Genomic DNA, 24892 nt, shown 5'->3' with positions numbered 1-24892 from the left:
TGCTATTTTCAACCACGAAATAGCTCGATGAAACCATCGATTCCTAAGTAGCACCCGAGTTAGACGTTGCTGACATCGGCGATGTCTTCATCGATCGGCGCGTCTTCAGGAGTGGCCGGACTAAGACGTCGTCGAAGCTGTAATCGTCCATCCTGAAGAAAATTCCAGAGGGGCGTAAGCCCCAGATCGCGCCTCGCTGCGAAGCTAACTCCAACAGCATTTACGAGCATCGCCAACGCCGTACCTGCGGCGGCTCCCGCGTCACTGAAATGCGGGGTGAGCGCTCCCAGTCCGAGCAAAAGAACGGCAATGGAAACAGCGTTAATCTTCAGCAGCGTACGCGCGTGGCCCGTCATGCCGAGCAGTTCCGGTACGCCCGTGCAGAGGATGAGCGAAAGTTGGCCGAGGAGCAGAATGCGCATGGCAGGAGCCGCCGGTGCGTAACCCGCTCCAAAACGATTGAGGAAGAAGGTGGGATTGATAGCGAGAAGAATTGTGGGCAACACAGAGAGAACTGCAGTTATCCCTACAGTCTGTTGTGCGACACGTCGCAGAGTTGCACGATCACCACGAGCCGATGCAGAGGCAAACTGAGGCGAAGCGACAGCGGCCATCGCGGAAACCAGAAGATTCAGCAGGAGCACAATGCGCCACACCACAGCGTAACGAGCAACTTCAGTCGTGGAAGCAGCGATACCAAGAACGAAGGGTGGCGCAGAAGAGATTGCAAGCTGCAGAAGCTCTGCGCTGAATAACTGCACGCCGAGCCGCGAGAGTGAAGGTACTTCCAACGTCTGATGTTCTGCGTGACGCACCGGCAACACGCGCAACATGAGGGCTACTCCAAACGCCGCATCCAGGAGCATAGCGGCCACGATCAGCAGCAGCGTGCGATTGACATCAAGGTGCATCACGAGTGCACCGGCGCAGAACAGAGCCGGCCACAGCCATTGATAGATCATCTGGCTCGTGGCAACGCGCCCCAGACCTGCCAAAACACCAGCTGCGGCGTTGGCGATGTTCTGCGGGAAAATGGAAATTGCACCGATGGCCAACGGAATCGCCATTGCCGGTTTATGAAGGATGTACAAGGCGATCGGCTTCGAAAGCAGTACAAGCGCTGCAGTAATCACTGCAGAATTCACCAGCGTGAGGCGCATACCGCGCCATGCGATACGACGTGCAGTACTGGGGAGATCGCGTCCCAGCGCAGCCGCGACTTCGCGTGTCATCGCACGATCCACACCGAGACGGCCCAGCCCCGAGGCCATGGTCATGACGCTGAAGACGATATAGAACGCACCCACGTCCTCAATGCCAAGGCGCAGCGCAATGAGCAGGTGCAGACCATAGCGCGTCGGCAGATCAAGCAGACGCGTGCTCGCCGTTGCTACTGTGCGAGTGAGCGCACCAGCGCGTGACGCGGAGGAGTTGGAAGCTTCGCGAGTGTTAACTGCCATGTCCATGTACAACGAACAGAGTAATGCTTTGCGCCGGAATAACGAATGAAATTACGCCGCTGTTGTACCCAGTTGGCAAAGACGTCGACAATTTACCGAGAGAAAGCATGTGCGTTTCCACAGTGCCGGCGGCGGGGACACCGCGCAATGACACGCGGATATTCGCTGGTTCGTGGAGCTGCTTGTTGACGACCATTATCGTAACGGCATGGTCCGCGGTACGCTCTGCGGCGAATGCGCTGACGCTATCCGAATCTGGCGCGAATGCGGAGATGCTGAGATCGCCAAAGCTGCCACCTCTACCGTCATAGTTGCGATACATCTGCATAGCGAGAAAAGCGGGTGAACCTTCGGGTGGTGCGATCCAGCGTGTGGCGAGCGAAACATTCTCGCGGCCGAAGATGCCCAACACATCTGCCTGCGCAGTAGCGCCATTCATGTGCCTGTCCGCGCCCCAACTGTACTCGGTGATGGCAATCGGCGTCCCGCGAAAGTAATCACGATCGACCATTGCACGCAGCGACGGAATCAGCGCGGTGTTTATGGGAATCCATGGCACATCGTGATAATTCGGATCCCACAGGCCACGTGTGGATCGGTTGCGAAGCAGTTGCATGGCTTCGCTTACATCGTCACTGTACTGATTGCTTTGCGGATAGTAGTGCACGCTCACCACATCCACGGGATGACCAGCGGCCTTCCACTTACGAAGAAGCCAAGGCAATAGGTCCACACCGCCGGTTTCACGAACACGGTCGGAAGGAGCGCTTCCCTTTGTGGATTGAAGCTGATTGTCGAAGCCGCTATTGAGCGTTCCGATGGGCGACCATTCTTCCGGCCCGGCGACTTTGGCAGCGGGATCGGCCTTATGAATCGCCGCAGCCAGGGCTAATGTTTTCGCCAGCAATTCCGATGCGTGCACGCCTTCTGGATGTACATCACGATGACTCTCATGCCAGAGTGAGGGTTCGTTGCCAAGCAGGTAATAGCGAGTTTCACCAAGCCTGCGGTTCTTCACCAGAGAGCGTATCCATAAGGCTTCGCGCGCGGGTGTGTCGGGCTGCATCGCATCGTTGGGGTCATTATGAATAGCGCTGCCGTCAAGACGAATGCCGTTGCCGGCCTCAGTCATCCCCTGTGTGTCCGTGGATTTCTGCAGACCGTACTTCGCGATGGAATAACTGGACAAACGAGTGTGATTGAATCCGAGATTTGCCACCCATCCCATCATGGGGATGGTGATCATGCTGTCCGCGCCTGCACGTTGTGTGAGCGAGATGAAGTCTTCACCATACTGCGCGAGAATGTCTGCTTTGTTCGCGGGATAGCTTTCGTAGAACCAACGGCTACCTGCGTTCCGTGCTCCAGATTGGTAGTCGTAGACATCTGCAGCTTCACCGCCGAGGCGGTTCACAGGCGCGCGCAGAAGTTGTAGCTGCTTCGTTGTCCCGAAGTTCACGCCGTAGATGAGCGGGCTTATTGGGTGACGATTCTTATTGGCGTCCACGGTGATATCCGTCACGCGCGGCGCGCTCTTCTGCCCGTAGCACCCGGTGCATAGAACGCTGCAGAGCACAAAAGACAAAGTCTTCATGGGTAGCGAAACCTTGGATCGTTCGCGCCGTAACGTGCACTTTCATGCACCATAATTGCCAGAATCATGGCGAACTCGCCAGGCGCCATGGTGAGCGGATAGCCAGTAGATATAAGGATGGAGTAAATGAGGTAGTCCTGAAGCGATCCGAGAAATGCTCCCTGACGAGAATCCCGGACATAGCGTGATTCCCATAAGCCACGCACAGGAATCATCAGCAGAAGCACCGCACCGATAAGTCCGAACTCAAATGTGATGCCCAACCAGGTGATGTCTGCCAGGAAGAACGAATGGTTGAAGTAACGGATAAGGCCCATGGGATCCAGCGGCGTGATGGTCCCCACACCGATCAGCCAACGTAAGGGATCGTTGCCAAGAAAGGCGATGGCTCCTTCAATCGTGCCGCGACGGATGTCGAATCCTGCCTGCGATCCGGTATCGAACGTGGATGCCACATACGGTACCGATAGCAGCGCGGCTGCGGCAAAAGGCAATAGTGCAAGGATGAGAATGCGTGTCTTCGGCTTGGAGAAGCGCAGCGTGTTTATCGCAAAAACCATAGACAATCCCAGCACAGCCGCGCGCATACGGATCAGTCCCATCACTGCAGCGAAGCCTGCAATAGTGCCCAGCAGCCACCAAACTTTCTTCTCTGCAAAGAAGCGGCGGAAGCAATAGAAGATACCGATGGTGCCGAAGAGAAACGGCATACGAATACGGTTGCCGCGACTATCGTGGCTGAACATGGGTGCGTCGCCAGCCTTATGGAGCACCTCATAGACCGATTGCGGCACGAAGATCCACAACAGGATCAGCACTACGAAAAGCACCAGGCCCCAGTAAAGAAAGCCCTTCGCAATTTCGCTGGATGTGGGCTTTAAAAGCCGCAGAAAACCGGTTACGGAAAAGAAGTACAGAATGGGCAGAAGCTTGACCTGCGCTGTGAGACCGAGGAAGAAATTCTGCTGAAAAGCGAAGACGGCCGTGAAGCTGGGAACAAGAAACAGATACAGCAGCGAAAGCAGTATCTGCCGTGATCCTCGCGGTGCCGGTCCGTCCTTCATGGCAAAAAAGCACAGAGGCAGCGTAAGGATCGGGAACGCCTTCGACAACGCCCACATGGGCGGCAGAACCTTCAGGTAGTGGAAGACTTCGCCAAACAATGGCAAAACGGCAAACAGCAGCAGGAACTGTGGCCAGCGGATAGGTAATTCATCCGGCGAATCGATCGTGACAACGGACGCGCGAAATGTCTTCTGCGTGCGTTGTGAAACGAACGCAGGCACCCGTTGCTGCTGGATCACTTGGTCACCGTGGTCACAGGATAGTTGCCGTAGCTGTAGCTGAAGTTGCGGCTGAAGGGGATCGTCTTATTGATATATTCGTCGATCCACATGTCCACTTCGGTGATCTTGCTGCGGGGGACGAACACTACATCGCGCGGTTCCAGCGTAGCAATCGCACCGTTGGGACTCCCCTTGATGTAGTCCTTCACACTGACGTAGAAAACGTTCGCATGATTGTCGGATGTGCGGCGAATGATGGCTACCTGACCTGTACGGGCCATATCCGTCATGCCACCAGCGGCGATGATGGCTTGAAGAACGTCCATGCCTGAAGCAAGCTGAATGGCGCCGGGCAACTTCACCTGGCCTCCCACGTAAACCGTAGTGCCATAGCGCATGATGGTGATGTCCGGCACCGCATTGGCAGCAATGCCGCGGTCACGTAGCACGTTGGTGATAATGGAAGCGGCCTGTGTAGACGTATCGCCTGCCAGCATCACATTACCCAGCAGCGGGATGGAAACACGACCATCCGGACCGATGGGACCGGAGTGATTCAGTTCCGCATTGTTAGGAAAGTTAATGGAAAGCTCATCGCCAGGGGCCAGGCGATACTCCTCCAACGTGTAATGCGCTGGAGGTGCGGGAGGAGTTTGGGCTGGTGCGGCTGGTGCCTGTCCTGAAGCCGCCAACGGCACCCATGAAGACAGAGCCGCGGCAACCAGCAGAACTGCCAAACGGCAGAGAATGCGCCTGTTTTTCCGTGGATAAACCGGGATCATTTCTGCCCTCCGCACCTCTCATCCAGAGAGATATCGAATGTTATTATTGCCTAAATAATGGTGCGGGGTCACGAGAGAAGCACAGGTTGGATCTGCCAACCGAGATGCCCCACTTGCCTCTCTGCCTTTTTCCGGGGAATATACGAAGCGGTTTTGAGTGACGACAATTCTTAACCCAACTCCTTCGGTCAACGTCCCCCCTCACGGTCCGGGGCTACGTTCCCCATCCCTACGCGATCTCCTGAATATTGCGTTTTACTATCGCCGCCTGGCATTCCTGCTGGCCACTTCGCTGCTCTTGATCGGCGTTCTGGTGGCGCTGTTACTGCCACCGTCCTACATGGCGCGGGCCCGATTGCTCGCACTCAACGGCGGTGTGTACGACCTGCAGTCCGGCGGGGTTCCAAATGCGCGCTCCCTTACAGCACCACCCGCTGCCGATGTAGAACAGCAGCTTTTGGAAAGTGCCGAGTTGCATCGCGATGTGCTTCGACGCGAGCTGGGCAATCGTGTCTCTCCTGAGGACTTTGAAAAGCAACTGGCCCAGTTTGAAAATCACCTGAAGGTCTCCAAACTGGAAACCGGCGATGTGATTGAAATCACCTATCGCGACCGGGATCCGCAACGCGCGGCGGCTGTATTGAAGACTCTGCTGGCGGTGTATTTCGAAGAGCGCGCGGAGATTCTTACTTCAGGCCGGGTCTCGTTCCTTACCCAACAGCGAGACAACATCCGCTCACAACTCGACGCCGCAAACGGGCAGATTGAAGCTTACGAAAAGCAGCACGGCGTAGTAGACGTGAAAGGCCAGATCGATTCTGCCGTGCAATTGGACGGACAGTTGCGCCAACGCATGGCAGAAGCTGAGACCGCCGTCGCCGAAGCCCGTCGCAGTGTGGATGTATTGCAGAACAACGCATCCCATGTACCGCAGGAAGTGGAGCTGTTCCGTGACAACACGGAAGCGGCACACACCATCGGCACAATGGAATCGGATTTATTCAAACTGCAGGCGAAGCGCGCAGATCTGATGTCGCGTTATATGGCCACATCTCCGTTTGTCACGCAGGTAGAAGCGCAGATAGCTCAGTTGGAAACGGCGATTGAACAGCAGAAGAAACAGATCTCTGTTTCAACGCGCGTGGGCTACAACAATTTCAAAGATCAGGTAAACGGTCAGCTTTCCCAGGCGCAGGCCTCGCTCGCCGGAGCGCAGGGCCGCTACAACGTGTTGCAGACACAAGTGTCCGAATCGCAAGGCAAGTTGAAGGACTTGATTAGCGTGAACGACACGCTGGCACGCCTCACGTCGCAGCGCGATCTACTGGCGGAAACCGCAAAGAATTATGCCGAGCAGGTGGAGAAAGCGCGCGTTGAGCAGAACCAGACAATGACTTCTGGTACGACGAACGTGCGCATGATCGAGACGCCCACCGTGCCGCGGAAGCGCACCAACTCACGCCTGCTGTTCATTGCTGCCGCTGTCGTAGCCTCCGTTCTGATCACGATTGTGGTGATAGTGGTGGCATCCAGCATGCGCGAAACCTTCCTTTCGCCGGATGAAGCAGAACGCAGCCTGCGTCTGCCGGTGCTCTCCGACATTGCGCGACGCGGCGCTCCAGAACAGACGGCAAGACGCGCATTTGGTCGTTTGATTGCCGCCGCAGATTCCGTTCCCACCGGTGGTCAGGGCAAGACGATCCTTCTCTTAACCGGGCAGAACGAAGGCGGTATGAGCATGGTGGCGCGCGGCCTGGTAGAAGCGCTGGAACCTCGCTCGCCCGGACGCGTGGCACTGGTTCATATGGAAGAAGAGGGCGATACACCGGTAGAAGGCTCGTTGCTGGCACTGCGTCCGCTGACGAAGGATGCAGTAGTCACCGTCGGCATGACCATGACGCGGTCGCGGTTGATCAATCTCTTTCACGAACTACGCTCCACTTACGACTATGTGGTGGTGACCGCACCGCCTGCGTATCAGTGGTTTGAAAGCGTAGAACTGACGACCGTCGCCGACCTGACCGTTCTGATCCTCGCCGCAGAAAAGACACGCAAGCCTGTGGTGGAAACGATTCTGTCGCAGGCCAGCTACATTGGTGGCAACGTGGATGGTCTGGTGATGACAGGTCGCAAATATTACATCCCCGGCTGGCTGTATCGTGTGCTGCTGGGACGAGGAACCGCATGAAGCTAAGTGCCGTTATGCCGCTGAAGACCACGGGACGGCACTATGCCGACAACATTCCCCGTTGCGACATTCTCTTCTCTTCCCTGCGCCATTTCTCCACGCCGGACATCTTTGACCGCTTCCTGATCGTTGTTCCTCACGATGAAGTCGAGACCGCAAAGAAGTATTCGCAGGCCTGGAGCGACTTCCCCATCGAGATTGTCGATGAAAGCGAACACTTCGGTGTCTTCCAGAAGTACAACCAGCGCCATCAGATTCGTAACTGGCACCGCCAGCAGATCATTAAGCTATACGGCTCTGAACTGATTAACACCGAATACTTCCTAGTCTTCGATCCGGACACCTTCGCCACTCATCCCTTCACGATCGACACTCTGTTGCCCGGCGGCAAAGCACTGACACACATGCAGTCACGCGAGATTGAAAAAGTCTTCTGGAGTAACTCAGCAGAACTGTTGAAGCAGGACCCGCATCTGGAAAAGGACGGCATCTGGCTTACGCCCGTCACCATGTCCGCCACGCTTTGCCGTGCTCTACACAAGCGCCTGGAAGACATGTTCGACATTCCGTGGATGGAGGTTCTTCTACAGCGCTATGCCATGGATTGGACCGAATACACGCTGTACTGGCTGAACGCGGAGCAGCAAGGACTGATCGACCAGTTCCACGCCTTCCCTGAACCGGGCGGAGTGGAACTGCACACCAGCCAGAGCATCTGGCGCGCGGGCACAGGCGGCGAGAACTTGCAGAAGTGGGATGCAGCAAAGCATTTCTCACCGGATGACAAAGGCATCTTCGCCGTAATCCAGAGCAACACCGGCCTGAACATTGACCAGATTACAAAGAAGCTGGAACCATACATGCCCATCCAAAGACAGGCCTATGACCGGCAGTTCGACCTGAAATTGAAGATTGCGGAGACCTACTCCGCGCTTGTGCGGCAGGTGATGAAGCGAGCCGGCGGAGCGCTTGGCGGCCGTTAATTTTGGTTTCTAAATAGATAAGGGGACGGTCACCCGTCCCCTTATCTATTGCTGCTGAAGTGTTTACATGCCAGCCGGAGGCGGAGGCGGCGGATTGTCTCCTCCACGGTGCTGTCCTTCTGGACCACCGAAACCGCGGCGTCCGAAACCGTGATCCTGGGCGGCCTGCACGGTGTATCCCGTGGGTACCTGGAACAACGTGGCAACCGGTTCCGCCTTGGTGAGACCGCTAACCGTCATGGTGTCTGTGCCACGGAACGGATTCACATCCGAACGGCTGAGTTCCACCTTCAGGTCCTGCGAGAACCATTCCTCATGCGTGGTAACAATCGGAGCCGTATTCCCCATGGTGTTCGCGGGGATCGTACGCGTGATGCGCTTGCCCGTAGCAACTACACCGGCAATCGTCTTGCTACCAAGATCAGTAGTGGCAACGTTCTTGTCTTCACGGGATCCACGATGTGGAGCGCCTTCTGGCTGGGCCTGCGCATTGTCGCCGGCTGGCGGAGGTCCGCCGGGGCCGCGACGTCCTGCGCCGCGGGGCTCAGGAATGGCGCGCACAACAGCAATTTTCTTTTCTGTACGAAGCGTCGTAATGGTCTTCGCGACGGGATCAAAGATGGTGATCATGGTGTGTGGCTGCGTATCTGTACCGTGTGCGGGGAAAGTAACCTCTTCACGGGTGCGGCCCAGCGAATCACGCGAAACGATGCGTGTTGCGGTGTGCGTAAGCATGGTGCCATCCTGCAGCTTTTCCGTCGCCGTGGTGGTGAAGGTAGCGGAGTACGGGGCGTTGGTTACGGGCTGATGACCGAAGCCAAAGCCCATGGGACCGGGGACTCCGGGAGCAAATGGGTGAGCGTCCGGCCCGGCGGGTCCCTGAGCCAGGACCGGCAGCGCGGCCAGCAAAACCGAGGCGGAAAGCAAATGCAGTTTCATGGTTCGAACTCCTGTAGAAGGACGGTCTGATAACTAAAGACGGGGATTTGTAGAGAAAGTGGCACACGAAAGGAAGAAATTTTTCATTCTCACTACTGTGTCTGGTTTTGCTTGCGTTCCGTATAGCCCGGCGGTGGTTGAAAGACGTTTGCTGTGGGTTCCGTAAAGCTGGCAGACTCAAGCAGCATGGTCTGTGTTCCCATACGCGGATCGTCAACGACATTCCGCACCAGCATGCCTCCGCTTTCCACGGACGTGCAGATCTCCCGCGTAATGACAATGGGCCGGTCGTTGCCGAAGAAATTCACCGGATAGGTTTCCGTTGTGCGATGTGACTTGCAGGAAATCCCCTGAACCGTATCAAAACCAAGCTCTTCGTTCTTGATCTGGGGTCGCATCTCAGCCGCTCCTGGCTGGTTCACAGGGATGAGGCCGCTGTAAACAACCCCGCCAGCCACACCAACAGTTCCGCTTACCGAAGAGGATTGCCCACCGACTGCACCTGATGGCGGTGGCGGAGAAGGCAACGTACGAAGGCCGGGATTCTGTGTAGGCCGATGCATTTCTAAACGCGTGTATGTGTGCGAAACGTTCTGCCCTTCCCCTTCCTGATAGAAGTACGTCACGCCAGCAACGGGGTCCGCGATATTCACGGTGCGAATGATGGACTGGCCCGGCATCTGCAGCTCGTTCTCATTCCGAGTACGTCCATACCCATCGCGAATCGTCACGCTATGCGTAACACGCGTGATGTGCGTGCCGTCGGCAAGCGTCTGTTGCGTTGTGTGAGTGTAGGTAAACGTACCGGGCTGGCGTTGGGCGGACGCAACCACCATGGCAGAAGAAATAAGGAACGCAACTACAGACCATCGGGCCAGCATGCGAATACGCCTTTCCCTTGCAGTGAGGCGATTCTAAGCAGGACCCGAATAAATCAGCAACGCCAAATTGCGCAGAATTACACCGCTGCCAGTGTGCGCAGGATGCTGACGTTCCGCAGCGTGTCTCCGGGTTCATCTACCGGCGTTTCCGCGATAAAAGCGCAGTGAGCAAAGCGCGGATCGCGGAGGATGCGGCGGAACGGCTCGGGGCCGATGGTGCCGTCGCCAATGTGTTCGTGGCGGTCCAGCTTGCTGCCTTGCGGCGCCTTCGCGTCGTTGCAATGCCAAACCTTGACGCGCTTGGTGCCAAAGCTCTCATCCATGAGTGCGAGGGTTTCTTCGTAGCCTTCAGCCGTCACAATGTCGTATCCCGCAACGTGTGTGTGGCAGGTGTCCAGACACACATCAACTGGCGCGCAACGGTCAAGCATGTGCAGCAGGTCAGCTACCTGATCGAGTTTGCCCCCCATGCTGAACTCACTGCCTGCGGTGTTTTCGATGAGGATGCGAAGCTGCGAACTCTGGCAGTCAAGACCATCGACGGCGCGCTCGATGTTTTCCGCTGCATGTTGCAACGCTTCGGCTCGTGTCAGGCCTTTCCACGAACCGGGATGGAAGACGAGAAAGTCCGCACCAAGCGCGAGTGCGCGTTCCACTTCACCACGAAACGCTGCAGTCGAGTTCTTTCGCACCTCTTCACTCTGCGAACAGAGATTGATCAGATAAGACGCATGAATCGTCAGCGGAGAGATGTTGTATTGTGCGCGGAGAGAGTGCATCTTTTCCGCATCGGCAGCACTGACAACGGAAGGCTTCCACTGACGCGGTGACGACGAAAATATCTGGAAGCAATTAGCGCCGCAATCAACAGCACGTTGCACAGCCGTCCAGGTGCCACCGCTGGTAGAAAGGTGAATGCCGATGCGCCGGGGAGAGTTCAAAGAAGCCACACTTTGATGGTAGCGGAGAGCAGACTGCGTGCGAGACTGTGTGTACTCCTCAACCAAGTCTGAAGGGAATGAGCTATGTCAGCACCGCAAAACTACCAGAACCACGGGCGCGTCGATCCGAAGTTCCACTTCTTCACAATTCCGTTGGCTCTGTTTTGCTTCATAGCTTCGATCTTTCATGTGTGGAAGCAGCCCACACCGCCAAACATTTTGCTGGTACCCGTCACCTTCGTGCTCTTCATGACTGCGGGCATTGCGCGCATGTATGCCCTGCAGGTGCAGGATCGCCTGATCCGGTTGGAAGAATCGTTGCGGATGGAAAGGCTGGGTGTGTCGTCTGCTGGATTAACCATTCGCCAATTTGTGGCACTGCGTTTCGCATCCGATGCGGAATTGCCTGCGCTGACGGAACGGGCACGCGCCGAGAAACTTTCTGGCAAGCAGATCAAACAGGCGATTGTGAACTGGCGCGCGGATTACGAGCGCGTTTAGTCGTTCGCCTCTAACGCGCGCCAGTCTGCTGTGAATAAATCAGCTGGCCGGATTCGTAACCGGCCTGCTGCACCAGGTTCAGAATGTGGGCATGATCCGCATCGGCGAGGTGCGGCGTGCGTGACAGTATCCACATGTACTTGCGATCCGGTTCACCAACGATGGCCCAGCGATACGCGGGATCGAGTCCGATAATCCAGTAATCACCATAAAACGGCCAGAAGAACGTCACTTTGAGCTTCGCATTCGTCACAGAATCGGCCACTTTTGCTCTACCTTCAGCAACCTTGGGCGAGCCATCCTGCTGAATGCAGGAATTGTGGACGAGAATCTTGTTGCCATCTTTGGAATACTCAGCAGTGACATCACGCTGGCACTTCTTCTCAAAGCGATTCGGTAGACGCGCAATCTCGTACCACTTGCCGAGATAACGATTGAGATCAACATGGTCGACGGTCTTCAGCGGCGGTTGAGTCATGCTGGAGTTCACCCCTAACGAAAGAAGAAGGACAAGCAGTCCTATACATTTCACGATTCCGTTGGATGCGTCGTTGGCTGCCGTGTGTGTTCGAATCCCTCTGGTTTAATTTGCTCAGTTTCTCGCTATGAAATAGAAAAGGCACCCTCTGCAGGGTGCCTTTCTCTTGTGTTCATGCTCGAACTTAATACACGTCAAGCTGATAACGCTTCTGCTTCTTAAGATCGTTGAGGTATTCCTGCGCGTGTTCCGGACTGCAGTCCTTGCCATCCGCGATGGTATCGAGAAGAGTCTGCTCAACGTCCTTGGCCATGCGTGAAGCATCGCCGCAAACGTAAAAATACGCACCGCGCTCCAGCCATGCCCACAGTTCCTGGCGGCTCTCACGCATGCGATCCTGCACGTAAATCTTCTTCGTCTGATCGCGCGAGAAGGCAGTATCCAGACGTGTAAGCGTGCCGTCCTTCAGCATGCCTTCGAACTCCTGCTTATAAAGGAAGTCCGAAGCCGACCGCTGCTCACCGAAGAAGAGCCAGTTGTTGCCCTTCTGGCCGTGCGCCTGACGGTGTTGCAGGAACGAACGGAACGGAGCAACACCGGTGCCAGGTCCCACCATGATGACCGGGGTTTCTGTGTCTTCCGGCAGGCGGAAGTTTGCATTGGCGTGCAAGAAGATGGGCATGGTGCTGCCCTCGTCGGCACGCTCGCCGAGATGGCCGGAGCACAGACCCTGACGATCCCTGCTATGTGTGTGATAACGCACCACGCGCACTGTGGTGTGCACGGCATCCGGATGCTTCGCCTGCGAAGACGCGATGGAGTACATACGCGGCGTGAGGCGCTGCAGCACGGTGAAAAGCTGCTGAGGGTCGGTGATTCCGCCAGGATGCTCCGTGATCAGATCGAGGAACTCGCGTCCCCAGACATACTCTTCTGCACGAGACTTGTTGTCCTGTCCGGCAAGCGACTTCAAGAAGTCGAGGCCTGGGACAGACTCAGGCGCAATCTTGGCATAGCTATTTACGCTGCCGCGCGTCAGCTTGCCGATGTGCAGCTTGGTGCGCAGAGCATTGTCCAGTGTGTCTTCTTTCTTGAAGAAGTCGAGAACCTTCTCGTCGCCCTTGAAGTTGAGCGCCTTTAGAACTGCTTCCACTTCGCTGTCGCGGTTGGTGGGCTGGATGCCGACTGCGTCGCCGGGCGTGTAAGCCATGCCCTCTTCCAACGCCAGTTCGATATGACGGGTCTCCTTCTCTGAGTCCCGGTCGGTCAACACATAGTTGACCAGCATCTTCGATTCGTAGGGATTATTGCGGGTGTACTTCTGCGTCTCAGTGCTCATCGTGGTCACTTATTAGGTTATCATGCCGACCACTTCAGTCCGCATTCGCGCTTACTTACCCGTGGTGAAAGTGGAACAAGTTGCCATCCAGATCCTGCACGGTGAATTGACGCAGGCCCCAGGGTTTCTCTGCGAGTGGATCGACAATATTTGCCCCGAGGTCAGTCAATTCTCGATAAGACGCTTCGATGTCGGGAGCATGTATCCAGTGAATCGCGGCCTCAAACGGCGGCTGTTTCTTGCGAAAAAAGATGGTCACGTTATCGCGTAATACAGCACCAATTTCATCGCCCGGATAGAGCCATCCAACCTCAAAGCCAAGCACTTCCCGGTAATACTGCTGCGCACGAGGCACATCCGCCACAGGAAGTTCCGGCACAGGCGTTCCGAAAACGCTTCGTATCTGGCTCATGCCAGTTTCCTCAAGGCGCACAGCGCTTATGGATTAGAGCCGAAAGACAATGCCCGTGGATAGTGCGACGGGATTACCCACAGAATTTCCAGAGTATCCGTTATACGCAACTTCCAATGCACGCCAGTCGATATGCGGCAGCAAGGTGTACTCAAGACCACCATTGATCTGGTATTGGAAGTTTGTGGAACTGGAGCCGTTGCTGATAAAACCCACTCCGCCAAGCACCTCAGCATAAATCTTGATGGGAATGACGTGCGGCACGACCGAGGCGCGGATGCCACCCAGGCCGCTGGAGAACTGTGCGCTGCCATTCTTCAGAATGGAGCCGCGCACATCGTATCCAATGTGAACCAGCGCCAAGCTGTGACTGTCGTGATAGATACCGAAGGTCGGACCCCAGAAGTAGCCATTGCCACTCGTGAGATTGTTCGATTGCCCAGTGGCCTGCGCATAAATCGCTGTCTGCGCATGCGCATTGGCGCCGCAGATGATGGAAAACATGGAAAGTGCAACAGTGGCTGCAATATGACGAAGGCGCATGGGGGAAGTCCTCTCTTTAAAGAGCTTATGTATGTAGACGCTGAGAGATATGCACACGCGCACCGCAGAATCACGCCAGTAAACCCGTAGAGCTACAAACGACCAGTCCGGACATGCTCCTTCGCCATCTCGCGGAAGTTGCGGAGCAGGATGCGGTCGCGACGTGCCGTCCAGCAGACACAAAGCTCTACAAACGCATTTTTCGCCTTGAGCGGAACGAATGCCAGATCGCGAAACCCAATCTGCTGCCGGTTATACGGCAAAATCGAGACCCCCTCGCCCGACTGCACCATGAGGATAACGCTGCTCCATACCGTAGAAACACTGGCAATTTCTGGTGTGAAACCCGCTGTCATGCAAAGCTCAATGACCTTGTCGTAAACACTGGGCGATGTGCCGCGGGATGAGACGACGAAGCGTTCCCCCGAAAGATCCTTCACATCCAGCCGTTTCGCGGATGCACGGGGATGGTTTAGAGGAAGAATGGCCACCATGGGATCGTGTTGAATGACTTCATAGCGGATATCCCGGCGCATCTGCGGCTCGGGAGCACGGGTGAAGGCAAGATCAATGCGGCCGTCCTGCAAGGCACGCCATTGCTCGGTGACATGCATCTCCATAAGCGTTAGTTCCACGCCCGGATGTGTGTCGCGGAAGTTGCGGATAAGCGCCGGAAAACCGTCTCCCACGCCGCCAGCAAAAAACCCAATGCGGAGCGTACCCACCTGGCCGCGTTCGGCACGTTGTGCCTCCAGAACAGCGGTGCGACTCATCTCCAGTACGCGACGTGCGTGTTCCAGAAAGATCTTGCCGGGTTCCGTTAGTTCCGTTCGTCGATGACCGCGTTCCAGCAGACGCACGCCAACCTCATCCTCCAAATCGGCCATCTGCTCGCTGATAGCGGATTGAGAGACATGCAGATGCGCTGCAGCGCGGCTGAAGCTTTGCTGCTCTGCGACAGCCACGAGGTAACGGAGATGACGGAGTTCCATGCGAGCATGCTATCGGTTTTTCCGATAGGTATGCACGGAAGAAACCACGTGCAAATCAGGTGGGTGGGGAATCTGATAGTACAAAGGCCGCTTCTGCGGCCCGCGAGGATAACCACCGGATGTGGATCGTCAAGGTTGCGCTAACCCGCCCCTACACCTTTATCGTGCTGGCGCTGCTGATTTTGCTGGCGGCGCCCATCATGATCCTGCGCACGCCAACCGACATTTTCCCGAACATTAACATCCCGGTTATTTCGATTGGTTTCACGTATACCGGCCTGAATCCGGAAGAAGTGGAAGGGCGACTAACCACTCCGTATGAGAAGGCACTGACCACGCTGGTGGACAACATTCAGCACACGGAATCCACCAGCTACAACGGATATGCCGTTATTCGCGTCTTCCTGCAGCCCGGAGCTTCCCTTGACACCGCCAACGCGCAGGTCACGGCAGCATCGCAATATGAACTGCGCCAGTTGCCTCCCGGCATTCTGCCACCGCAGGTTATTAACTTCTCCGCTTCCAGCGTCCCTATCGTTCAGATCGGCGTTTCCGGCCAGGGCATGTCCGAAGCACAGTTGAACGACTACGCCACTAACTTTGTGCGTACGCAGTTCGTGACGGTCCCCGGTTCAGTTGTGCCCTTGCCGTATGGCGGTAAGCTGCGCCAGATAACCATTTCGATGGATCAGACGGCAATGCAATCCAAAGGCATTGCTCCAGGCGACTTGTTGGCGGCACTCTCGCAACAGAATGTAATTACGCCATCAGGAACGATCAAAATCGGCACCACCGAATATGACGTCCGTCCAAACGGTGCACCGCGCACCATTGAAGATCTACAAGGCCTGCCCGTCAAACAGGCCAATGGAAACACGATCTTCCTCCGCGATGTAGCCACGGTGGCAGAAGGCTTCCAGTTCCAAACGAATGTCGTGCGCCAGGACGGCAAGCGCGGCGTTCTGATCAGCGTATTGAAGAACGGCAACTCTTCCACGTTGGACGTTGTGAAGGGTATTCGTGAATCGCTGCCACGCGTAAAGACCACACTGCCACCTCAGTTGCAGTTGACGCCACTGGGCGATCAGTCAGTGTTTGTGCGTGCCGCCGTGGAGGGCGTGATCCGTGAAGCGATCATCGCTGCTGTTCTCACGGCCATCATGATCCTGGTCTTCCTGGGAAGCTGGCGTTCCACGATCATCATTGCCATCTCGATCCCTCTGTCGATTCTGACGTCGGTCATTGTGCTTGGACTGATTGGCGAGACCATCAACACGATGACGCTTGGTGGCCTTGCGCTCGCCGTCGGCATCCTGGTGGATGACGCCACCGTCACCATTGAAAACATTGAGCGCTATCTGGAAGATGGCTATCCACTATTGGAAGCAATCGAACAGGGTGCTGCGCAGATTTCCGTGCCAGCCCTGGTTTCCACGCTGTGTATCTGCATCGTGTTCCTGCCCATGTTCTTCCTGAGCGGCGTATCGCGTTACCTGTTCGTGCCGTTGGCTGAAGCCGTGGTGTTTGCCATGCTGGCAAGCTACATCCTCAGCCGTACATTGGTTCCTACGCTGGCGATGTATCTGTTGAAGGCACATGCGCACGGTGAGCATGCGAATGGCTTCTTCGCGCGCTTTCAGAGGGGCTTCAATGCACGCTTTGACAAGGTCCGTGACGCCTACGACGGTCTGTTGCGTCGCCTGATTGCAGCACGCAAAGCATTTGTCCCTGTATTTCTTGGCATCTGCCTCTGCTGCATGCTGCTGATTCCCTTCCTGGGGCAGGACTTCTTCCCGGATACAGACAGTGGTCAGTTCACATTGCATGTGCGCGCCCCAACGGGTACGCGTATTGAAGAAGTGGCCAACCTGTTTGACCAGGTAGAGAACCAGATTCGCAAGACCATTCCAGCCGATGAAATGTCCGGCGTTCTGGACAACATCGGTATGCCGTATTCGTCGATGAACACGCAGCATCTGACGAATGGCACGATTAGCGCAGGCGATGGGGACATCTTCGTCACGCTGAAAGAAGATCACCACCCCACAGCGAAGTACGTAGAAGCTCTCCGTCGCGATCTTCCGAAGATGTTCCCGCAGGCGACGTTCTACATGTTGCCAGCGGACATCACGACGCAGATTCTGAACTTTGGCATTCCTGCTCCAATCGACATTCAGATTGAAGGCAACAACATCATCGCAAGCAAGGCGCAGGCGGATAAGATTTTGGCCCAACTGCGCGATGTTTCTGGCCTGACAGACCTTCGCATTCAACAGCCCTTTAACGGTCCCACACTGAACATTGATGTGGATCGTACGAAAGCGTTGCAAGGCGGTTTCACTGCGCGCGACGTTTCGCAGAGTTTGTTGAACACTCTCAGCGGCTCATTCCAGGTAACGCCAATGTTCTTCCTGAACTGGAAGAACGGCGTGAACTACAACATGGCCGCGCAGACTCCGCAATACAAGATGGACACCGTTCAGGATCTCCAGAATGTACCGATCAATCGCAGCACCTCCATTGCAGCAGGTGCTGGCAACGGACAGCCGGAAATTCTGAGTGACATTGCCACGGTGAAGCGCGGTACAGAGATGACCGTGGTGAACCACTACAACATCCGTCGTGTGGTGGATATCTATGGCAGTGTCCAAAACCGCGATCTTGGAGCTGTAAGCCGAGATATTGAACGGATTCTTGGAAAAGATCGCAAGGACCTGCCTCGTGGCACCTACATCACGTTGAAGGGCCAGGTGGAGACGATGCGCAGTTCTTACATTGGCCTTGTCGGTGGCCTTGTCTTCTCCATCGTGCTCGTCTACCTGCTGATCGTTGTGAACTTCCAGAGCTGGGTGGATCCATTCATCATCATCACAGCGTTGCCTGCGGCACTGGCTGGCATCATCCTCTTCTTGTTCCTCACTGGAACGCGATTGAGTGTCCCCGCACTGATGGGCGCGATTATGTGTATGGGTGTGGCCACAGCAAACTCCATCCTTGTGGTTTCATTCGCCAAGCAGCAACTTGAAGAGCACGGAGACGCGCTGCGTGCAGCCATTGAAGCTGGCGCAACGCGATTCCGCCCTGTGTTGATGACTGCGATGGCCATGATCATCGGCATGGTTCCCATGGCTATGGGAATGGGCGATGGCGGCGAGCAGAACGCACCACTCGGACGCGCCGTGATCGGTGGTCTGTTGTGCGCGACCTGCGCCACGCTGGTCTTCGTTCCTACCGTCTTCGCATTGATTCACGGTCGCAAAAAATCTAATCCCAAGCGCAGCCAGGAGCAACTGGCAGAGGTGCATGCATGAGTGAGCAATCCCACATCGTCGACGCAGAAACAGAGAACGATGCACGCAGCGATGTGAGCAACATCCACACCGATGTAGTTCCGGCGCATGAGGAAGCACATGCGGAACGCCACATCGACGCCCCTGGCAGCATGCGCTCCATCGGCATTCTTTTTGCCGTGGTCATACTGGCAGCCATCGGCTATGGAATTTATTCACGCCGCTCCCACGAGTCGTCGCTGCAGGAAACCACAGCACAAGAATCGATCCCTCCTGTAATCGTGACGCATGCATCCATAGGTTCTAAGAGCGGCGAACTAACATTGCCGGGCAGTGTCTCTGCTTACATTGAAACGCCCATCTACTCCCGTACCAATGGCTACCTGAGAAAGTGGTACTACGACATTGGAGCGCATGTGAAGCAGGGCGATCTGCTTGCCCTGATTGAAACGCCTGAAGTAGACCAGCAGTTAATTCAGTCGCGCGCGGAGCTAGAGCGTCAGGAAGCGAATGCGCAGCTTGCTGGAACTACTAGCGATCGCTGGCAGAGCCTGTTGGCCAAGCATGCCGTATCGCAGCAGGAAGCGGATCAGGCACGCAGCAACTACATCGCAGCACAGGCCGCAGTGGACGCCAGCAAGGCGAACGTGAAGCGGTTAGAAGAGCTGCAGAATTACGAGAAAATCACGGCCCCCTTCAGCGGCGTGATTACGGCACGTAATACAGACATTGGCGACTTGATCAATGCAGGTTCCGGCTCCGCAAATCCGCGTGAGCTGTTCCACTTGGCAGATACCAACAAAATGCGTGTCTATGCAGCGATTCCTGAACTCTATGCCGATCGCGTCCGCAATGGTGGAGTTGCAAAGATCACGCAGGATAGCAATCCGGGACAAGTCATTACAGGCAATATCGTCCGCAACTCCAGCGCGATTGATCGCACTAGCCGAACGCTGAATGTCGAAGTAGACATCGACAACCGCAACAACCTGCTACGTCCGGGTGCGTATGTGTTCGTGCATTTCGATCTTCCCGGAGCACCCGGAACGTTCACCATTCCGAGCAACACAATGCTGTTCCGCGCACAGGGCGCACAGGTGGCCGTGGTGAAGGATGACCGCGTACAACTGAAGCCCATCAAGATTGGCCATGACTACGGTGACACGGTGGAAGTGCTCTCAGGCATCACGGCACAGGATGCTCTCGTACTCAGTCCTGCTGATTCGCTGGTAAGCGGAGCGCAGGTGCGTGTGACCAGCACAGTTGCACCGAAGGGGCTTGAGTAATGAAGAAACTGCCATTACTCAGCCTTGGACTTGTGGCGTTGACGCTGACTGGCTGCCGCGTCGGCCCTACGTATCAAAAGCCGGTATCCATGGCTCCACCTGCCTTCAAGGAAGTTCCTCCCGCCTCGTTCGGTGAAGCGGAGGGATGGAAGACGGCACAACCCTCCGATGCACAACTGCGTGGTGATTGGTGGGCAATGTTTGGCGATGGGCAACTGGATGCGTTGGAAGCAAAGGTAGATAGCGCAAACCAATCGCTCAAAGCAGCGGAAGCGAACTATCGCGCAGCTCAGGCCTACGTCAGCTACTATCGCGCCAACAGAGCACCGACAGTCGGAGTCGCGCCCTTCCTGGGAGCAACCCGGCAATCGACAAACCAGCCATACTTCAATCAGTCCAGCAGCCTCGCCGGTGCCAACGGAGTAGGTGATCTTTCACTTCCCTTCTCTTTGAATTACGAAGTGGATCTATGGGGACGCATTCGGCGTTCCATTGAATCTGCCGGCGACCAGGCGCAAGCCACCGCTGCCGATCAAGAGAATCTGCGGCTATCGTTGCACGCGGAACTTGCGCAGGACTACATGGATTTGCGCGCCGCGGATGCACAGCAGAAGCTGCTGAGCGAAACAGTGCAGGCCTTCCAGCAGGCCCTGCAACTCACACAGGATCGTTATGACGGCGGCGCTGCACCGCTTAGCGATGTGTCGCAGGCCCGCACGCAGCTTCAAACTGCACAGGTGCAGGAGACAGATGTTGAAGTACAGCGCACGCGCCTGGAGCATGCCATCGCCGTGCTAACTGGCCAACCGCCTGCGAACCTGACCATCCCGCGTACACCGCTGACGATCGCTCCTCCCGTGTTGCCAGTTGTACCGGGTATGGTGCCTTCGCAACTCCTGGAACGCAGACCTGATATTGCTGCTGCGGAACGTCGCACTGCTTCAGCAAATGAACAGATCGGAATTGCGCAGGCCGCGTTCTATCCCACGCTTTCCATCTCGGCTGTTGCAGGTTTCATGGGAACGTCCGCAGTGAACTGGTTTACTTGGCCTTCGCGGTTCTTCTCAGTGGGCCCCACATTCTCGCAAACGCTGTACGACCACGGACGCAGACGCTCTCTTACCGATGTAGCGCGCGCGCAGTACGACAACACCGTGGCAGACTACCAACAGACAACGCTGACTGCGTTCGCGCAGGTGGAAGACAATCTTGCGGCACTGCGCGAATTGCAGAAGGAAGCAGTGCAGCAACATGCGGCAACAGCATCCGCACAGCAATCACTTGATCTGTTCAATGTTCGCTATGAAGGCGGTGTGGACACCTACCTTCAGGTGATCACATGGCAGACCGCTCTGTTGCAGAACCAGCGCAACGACATTGATCTGCAGCGCCGCCAACTCGGTGCAACCGTCCTTCTCGTCAAGGCACTGGGCGGCGGATGGAACACCTCGCAACTTCCTAAACCGTAAGACAAACAGAACGACGAAACACGAAGGGCATGGCCGTCGCCATGCCCTTCGTGTTTCTGCAAACTCATATTCGCGACATTTTATTGACACGAATCATGTATTCATGACACTCTTATGCCATGAATACAGAACCGCGCAGCTATTCCAGCCCATTGCGGCAACAACAGATGGAGGACACGCGCCAACGCATCGTTGAAGCGGCGCTCACTCTCATCTCGGAACAACCGCAAGAAGCCTTCTCGCACGAGGAAATTGCGAGACGTGCTGGGATTGCACTGCGCACGGTCTATCGGCACTTTCCATCAAGGCCAGAATTACTGGATGCCGTATGGAAGACCAGTGATAGCCAATTGGAACTAAGCCACTATCCCGACACGGAAGCAGACATGCTTGCCGCTGTGGAGCCTGTCTACGCACGTATGGACGCCCACGCACCTTTGATGCGCGGGCTGTTGCGGTCAAATGCTGGACAGGAAATGCGCAGGCGCGATAACGAGCGTCGTCGCGCTGCGATGGAGCGTGCGCTTGCACCTGCAACGGCACATCTGGATGCGGCAGGAAAGCGTGGAGTGCTCGGCATTTTTCAGTCAATCTTCAGTGGCCGCGCGTGGGAAACCATGCGCGATCGCGCACATCTTCAGGAAGGCGAACCGGCGCGCGCTACAGAATGGGCCATGCGTACCTTGCTGGCACAGCTTTACCGAGATCAGAAAGTTTCGGCACGCGAGGGCCAACGCCACGCGAAGCCCGCAGCAAAAAGAGCAGCAAAGAATAAGGCATGACCGCACGCGATTGCAGTGCGAATTTCTCTGCATTGAAAGTGAATCAATACACCATGTCCACAGCAAAGAAGCAGTTTTATGTCTTCAGCGAACTAGTCGAAGTCATTGTGAGTAGCAAGGAAACCAATGGAACATTCTGCGTCATTCGCCAGTATTCAAATCCTGGCGGTGGCCCACCACCTCATATTCACGCCAAGGAAGATGAATTCTTCACCGTGATTGACGGTGAGTTCGAAATCTTCGATGGAGCGAACTGGCACCCGATCAATAAAGGCGAAGCTGCCTATACCCTGCGCAGCAATCCTCACACGTTCCGCAATCGTGGCAGCGCGATGGGTTGCATTCAGGCGACGGTCATTCCAGGCGGATTGGATGAATACCTGGAAAAGCTTTCACAGCTCTCTATGCCACCGGTGATAGAAGAGGTCGTACAGATATCCGACCCGTACGGCATCAGCTTTCTCCCACCTCAGCAGTAATACTTCTACAAGCACGACACGAACCGCCGGAATATTCCGGCGGTTTGTCTTTGCACCACAAGGATGCACGAAGACCAATACACTGGAGGGACGCTGCACGAGCAGCAGGTTTCAGAACGAGGAAGCGGCAGACGTTGGCAGAGAAAACATATCGCGTTCACGAAGGTTCACCCGCACCACGAGGCGCCACATGGGATGGCCACGGGACAAACTTTGCGTTATTCAGCGAAAACGCGACGCGCGTGGAGCTTTGCCTGTTTGATGAGAACGGTCAACAGGAATTGCAGCGCATCTCTCTGCCCGAATACACAGACGGCATATGGCATGGATACGTTCCTGAATTGTGTCCCGGAACCGCCTATGGATATCGCGTCTATGGACCTTATTCGCCTGGTGAGGGACATCGCTTTAATCCGAACAAGCTGCTGCTAGATCCATATGCTACGGCGCACCTTGGTGAGTTGAAATGGGGACCGGAGATCTTCGGCTACATCATGGAGACCCATGATGACACGACATTCGATACGCGTGACAGTGCGGCATTCGTTCCGAAATGTCTTGTTACCGATCCACAGTTCCCCTGGCATGATGCTCCGCCAAAGCCGCGTTCCTGCCGCATCGCCATGCAGGACACGATTCTGTACGAAACGCACGTGCGCGGCTTCACAAAACTGCATCCGTCATTGCCTCCGGAAATACGCGGTACGTATGAAGGTCTGGGCCACAAAGCAGTCGTGGATTACATTGAATCGCTCGGTGTAACGTCCATTGAGTTGTTGCCTGTTCAGACCTTCATGAATGAGGCGCATCTGCATGATCTTCGTCTGACAAATTACTGGGGCTACAACACAATTGGTTTCTTCGCGCCCGACCCGCGTTACGCGGCCCGCCCACGCTTTGCATTGCAAGAATTCAAATCGATGGTGGCGCAGTATCACGAACGTTGCATGGAAGTGGTTATGGATGTGGTCTATAACCACACTGCGGAAGGCAACGAGCGCGGTCCCACCCTTTCCTTCAAGGGAATCGACAACGCAAACTACTATCGTCTTCACGAAGAAAATCGTCGTTACTACGTAAACGACACCGGCACGGGAAACACCGTGAATGTGAACCATCCGCGTGTGTTGCAGATGATCTGCGACTCCCTTCGGTATTGGGTGGAAGAGACTCATGTCGATGGCTTCCGCTTTGACCTGAGCACGATCCTTGCGAGAGAACTCGGGGGCTTCGACAAAGGCGCCGGCTTCCTGAAAGCTGTCATGCAGGATCCAGTTCTGAGCAGCGTTAAATTGATTGCCGAGCCATGGGACATTGGGCCTGGCGGGTATCGCGTGGGTGAGTTTCCTCCGGGATGGCTTGAGTGGAACGACACTTTCCGTGACCGCGCGCGCGCTTTCTGGACAGGGCGTACGGGAGCGACTGATTTCGCCAAAGCACTTACCGGATCACCAGAGATTTTCGATCACGTGGGAAGACGCCCATGGACCAGCGTGAACTTTATTACCGCGCACGATGGGTTCACGCTGAATGACCTGGTGAGTTACAACGACAAACACAACCTGGACAACGGCGAAGATAATCGCGACGGCAGCAACAATAATCTTTCGTGGAACTGTGGCGAAGAAGGGCCCACGCAGAATACCGATGTCATTGCCCTGAGGCAGCGACAGATGCGCAACTTGATGGCTACGTTATTGCTCTCGCAAGGCACGCCCATGATGCTGGCCGGAGACGAATTTGGGCGTACGCAACGTGGCAATAACAACGCTTACTGTCAGGACAACGAAGTCAGTTGGGTGGATTGGCAACTCGCTGAGACGAACGCCCCCATGCTTGCATTCACGCAGCGCCTGCTGACCTTGCGAAGGACCACTCCGCTCCTTCACCGCAGCCGATATCTGCATGAGGGGGTCGACAGTGAACTTGGAATTCGTGAGTTGACCTGGATCGGCTCCGATGGAAATGAAAGCCATCGCGAGAATTGGAATCTGGACTTTCCTGAAGCTTTCGGAATGTTGATCGACGGAGAAGCACGCCCTTCCGGACTTCCCGAAAAAGGTAATGCAGAAACATTGTTATGCGTCATCAATGACCATCAGACGACTGTGCAATTTACATTGCCACACATGCAGCGTGACGGCCAATGGAAGCTCATCGTGTCAACGGAACAGTTTGAGACGACCGAATTGACACACGCAGGCGGCGACGTCTTTTCACTTGCACGACTTTGCCTGATGTTATGGAAATATGTCGTCAACGCCTAA

21 protein-coding genes are annotated in these 24892 nt (G+C 55.8%); 9 read left to right on the top strand and 12 right to left on the bottom strand.

Features of this window, described 5'->3' with window-relative positions; translation table 11 throughout:
• Positions 1–59: 59 nt before the first annotated feature.
• From BLT38_RS02255 to BLT38_RS02240, 4 genes are all read right to left on the bottom strand, one after another.
• Complete coding sequence (locus BLT38_RS02255) at positions 60–1460, bottom strand: lipopolysaccharide biosynthesis protein (protein WP_172838112.1); 1401 nt, start codon at positions 1458–1460, stop codon at positions 60–62.
• Positions 1450–2982, bottom strand: a complete 1533-nt coding sequence (locus BLT38_RS02250) for a glycoside hydrolase family 44 protein (RefSeq protein WP_197674915.1) — start codon at positions 2980–2982, stop codon at positions 1450–1452. Before BLT38_RS02250 ends, BLT38_RS02255 begins: the two co-directional genes overlap by 11 nt.
• Before the next feature lie 68 nt (positions 2983–3050).
• Positions 3051–4340: a hypothetical protein gene (locus BLT38_RS02245; RefSeq protein WP_083343715.1), complete on the bottom strand. Its 1290-nt coding sequence runs from the start codon at positions 4338–4340 to the stop codon at positions 3051–3053.
• 14 nt (positions 4341–4354) lie between these two features.
• The gene (locus tag BLT38_RS02240) at positions 4355–5077 is read right to left on the bottom strand and encodes a polysaccharide biosynthesis/export family protein (protein WP_172838111.1); all 723 of its coding nucleotides are present in this window, start codon (positions 5075–5077) and stop codon (positions 4355–4357) included.
• A 202-nt stretch (positions 5078–5279) separates the two neighbouring features.
• Between BLT38_RS02240 and BLT38_RS02235 the strand changes: the two genes are divergently transcribed.
• Both BLT38_RS02235 and BLT38_RS02230 read left to right on the top strand, forming a co-directional pair.
• Positions 5280–7310 (top strand): exopolysaccharide transport family protein, encoded by a 2031-nt coding sequence (locus BLT38_RS02235; protein WP_083343713.1) that lies wholly within the window; start codon positions 5280–5282, stop codon positions 7308–7310.
• The gene (locus tag BLT38_RS02230) at positions 7307–8293 is read left to right on the top strand and encodes a DUF6492 family protein (RefSeq protein ID WP_083343712.1); all 987 of its coding nucleotides are present in this window, start codon (positions 7307–7309) and stop codon (positions 8291–8293) included. Before BLT38_RS02235 ends, BLT38_RS02230 begins: the two co-directional genes overlap by 4 nt.
• Before the next feature lie 63 nt (positions 8294–8356).
• Here the strand turns inward: BLT38_RS02230 and BLT38_RS02225 are convergent, their stop codons facing one another.
• The 3 genes from BLT38_RS02225 to BLT38_RS02215 all read right to left on the bottom strand — a co-directional run bounded on the left by BLT38_RS02225 (position 8357) and on the right by BLT38_RS02215 (position 11054).
• Positions 8357–9232, bottom strand: a complete 876-nt coding sequence (locus BLT38_RS02225; RefSeq protein WP_083343711.1) for a hypothetical protein — start codon at positions 9230–9232, stop codon at positions 8357–8359.
• A gap of 92 nt (positions 9233–9324) precedes the next feature.
• Positions 9325–10113, bottom strand: a complete 789-nt coding sequence (locus BLT38_RS02220) for a hypothetical protein (protein ID WP_083343710.1) — start codon at positions 10111–10113, stop codon at positions 9325–9327.
• Positions 10114–10190: 77 nt separating this feature from the next.
• Complete coding sequence (locus BLT38_RS02215; RefSeq protein ID WP_419865732.1) at positions 10191–11054, bottom strand: deoxyribonuclease IV; 864 nt, start codon at positions 11052–11054, stop codon at positions 10191–10193.
• A gap of 84 nt (positions 11055–11138) precedes the next feature.
• On the opposite strand from BLT38_RS02215, the gene BLT38_RS02210 reads away from it, so the two are divergent.
• A complete protein-coding gene (locus BLT38_RS02210) occupies positions 11139–11555 on the top strand; it encodes a DUF6526 family protein (RefSeq protein WP_083343709.1) in 417 nt (138 codons plus the stop codon).
• A gap of 10 nt (positions 11556–11565) precedes the next feature.
• Here the strand turns inward: BLT38_RS02210 and BLT38_RS02205 are convergent, their stop codons facing one another.
• The 5 genes from BLT38_RS02205 to BLT38_RS02185 form a co-directional block, all read right to left on the bottom strand.
• On the bottom strand, positions 11566–12033 hold the full coding sequence (locus BLT38_RS02205; RefSeq protein ID WP_083343708.1) for a lipocalin family protein: 468 nt from the start codon (positions 12031–12033) through the stop codon (positions 11566–11568).
• A gap of 184 nt (positions 12034–12217) precedes the next feature.
• A complete protein-coding gene (locus BLT38_RS02200) occupies positions 12218–13372 on the bottom strand; it encodes a diflavin oxidoreductase (protein WP_083343707.1) in 1155 nt (384 codons plus the stop codon).
• A gap of 55 nt (positions 13373–13427) precedes the next feature.
• The gene (locus BLT38_RS02195; RefSeq protein WP_083343706.1) at positions 13428–13784 is read right to left on the bottom strand and encodes a VOC family protein; all 357 of its coding nucleotides are present in this window, start codon (positions 13782–13784) and stop codon (positions 13428–13430) included.
• A gap of 33 nt (positions 13785–13817) precedes the next feature.
• Positions 13818–14327: a hypothetical protein gene (locus BLT38_RS02190; RefSeq protein ID WP_083343705.1), complete on the bottom strand. Its 510-nt coding sequence runs from the start codon at positions 14325–14327 to the stop codon at positions 13818–13820.
• A 92-nt stretch (positions 14328–14419) separates the two neighbouring features.
• Complete coding sequence (locus BLT38_RS02185; protein WP_083343704.1) at positions 14420–15319, bottom strand: LysR substrate-binding domain-containing protein; 900 nt, start codon at positions 15317–15319, stop codon at positions 14420–14422.
• A 119-nt stretch (positions 15320–15438) separates the two neighbouring features.
• Between BLT38_RS02185 and BLT38_RS02180 the strand changes: the two genes are divergently transcribed.
• From BLT38_RS02180 to glgX, 6 genes are all read left to right on the top strand, one after another.
• On the top strand, positions 15439–18630 hold the full coding sequence (locus BLT38_RS02180; protein ID WP_083343703.1) for an efflux RND transporter permease subunit: 3192 nt from the start codon (positions 15439–15441) through the stop codon (positions 18628–18630).
• The gene (locus BLT38_RS02175; protein ID WP_083343702.1) at positions 18627–19895 is read left to right on the top strand and encodes an efflux RND transporter periplasmic adaptor subunit; all 1269 of its coding nucleotides are present in this window, start codon (positions 18627–18629) and stop codon (positions 19893–19895) included. The genes BLT38_RS02180 and BLT38_RS02175 overlap by 4 nt, the downstream gene beginning before the upstream one ends.
• Positions 19895–21364: an efflux transporter outer membrane subunit gene (locus BLT38_RS02170; protein ID WP_083343701.1), complete on the top strand. Its 1470-nt coding sequence runs from the start codon at positions 19895–19897 to the stop codon at positions 21362–21364. Before BLT38_RS02175 ends, BLT38_RS02170 begins: the two co-directional genes overlap by 1 nt.
• A 119-nt stretch (positions 21365–21483) precedes the next feature.
• Positions 21484–22146 (top strand): TetR/AcrR family transcriptional regulator, encoded by a 663-nt coding sequence (locus BLT38_RS02165; protein WP_083343700.1) that lies wholly within the window; start codon positions 21484–21486, stop codon positions 22144–22146.
• Entirely contained in the window at positions 22143–22625 is a 483-nt protein-coding gene (locus BLT38_RS02160) for a cupin domain-containing protein (protein ID WP_083343699.1), read from the top strand. Before BLT38_RS02165 ends, BLT38_RS02160 begins: the two co-directional genes overlap by 4 nt.
• Positions 22626–22759: 134 nt before the next feature.
• Complete coding sequence (gene glgX, locus BLT38_RS02155) at positions 22760–24892, top strand: glycogen debranching protein GlgX (protein ID WP_156784980.1); 2133 nt, start codon at positions 22760–22762, stop codon at positions 24890–24892.

The organism is Terriglobus roseus (assembly GCF_900102185.1).
In the GTDB taxonomy this organism is placed as follows: Bacteria; Acidobacteriota; Terriglobia; order Terriglobales; family Acidobacteriaceae; genus Terriglobus; species Terriglobus roseus_A.
This window is presented reverse-complemented; position numbering and strand designations above follow the sequence as displayed.

Bases quoted from the DNA above. Each gene is read 5' to 3' on its own strand.
- BLT38_RS02180 (WP_083343703.1), top strand. From the start codon at position 15,439: ATGTGGATCGTCAAGGTTGCGCTAACCCGCCCCTACACCTTTATCGTG.
- BLT38_RS02220 (WP_083343710.1), bottom strand. From the start codon at position 10,113: ATGCTGGCCCGATGGTCTGTAGTTGCGTTCCTTATTTCTTCTGCCATG.
- BLT38_RS02225 (WP_083343711.1), bottom strand. From the start codon at position 9,232: ATGAAACTGCATTTGCTTTCCGCCTCGGTTTTGCTGGCCGCGCTGCCG.
- BLT38_RS02160 (WP_083343699.1), top strand. From the start codon at position 22,143: ATGACCGCACGCGATTGCAGTGCGAATTTCTCTGCATTGAAAGTGAAT.
- BLT38_RS02195 (WP_083343706.1), bottom strand. From the start codon at position 13,784: ATGAGCCAGATACGAAGCGTTTTCGGAACGCCTGTGCCGGAACTTCCT.
- BLT38_RS02205 (WP_083343708.1), bottom strand. From the start codon at position 12,033: ATGACTCAACCGCCGCTGAAGACCGTCGACCATGTTGATCTCAATCGT.
- BLT38_RS02190 (WP_083343705.1), bottom strand. From the start codon at position 14,327: ATGCGCCTTCGTCATATTGCAGCCACTGTTGCACTTTCCATGTTTTCC.
- BLT38_RS02210 (WP_083343709.1), top strand. From the start codon at position 11,139: ATGTCAGCACCGCAAAACTACCAGAACCACGGGCGCGTCGATCCGAAG.
- BLT38_RS02200 (WP_083343707.1), bottom strand. From the start codon at position 13,372: ATGAGCACTGAGACGCAGAAGTACACCCGCAATAATCCCTACGAATCG.
- BLT38_RS02170 (WP_083343701.1), top strand. From the start codon at position 19,895: ATGAAGAAACTGCCATTACTCAGCCTTGGACTTGTGGCGTTGACGCTG.
- BLT38_RS02175 (WP_083343702.1), top strand. From the start codon at position 18,627: ATGAGTGAGCAATCCCACATCGTCGACGCAGAAACAGAGAACGATGCA.
- BLT38_RS02185 (WP_083343704.1), bottom strand. From the start codon at position 15,319: ATGGAACTCCGTCATCTCCGTTACCTCGTGGCTGTCGCAGAGCAGCAA.
- BLT38_RS02165 (WP_083343700.1), top strand. From the start codon at position 21,484: ATGAATACAGAACCGCGCAGCTATTCCAGCCCATTGCGGCAACAACAG.
- BLT38_RS02255 (WP_172838112.1), bottom strand. From the start codon at position 1,460: ATGGCAGTTAACACTCGCGAAGCTTCCAACTCCTCCGCGTCACGCGCT.
- BLT38_RS02230 (WP_083343712.1), top strand. From the start codon at position 7,307: ATGAAGCTAAGTGCCGTTATGCCGCTGAAGACCACGGGACGGCACTAT.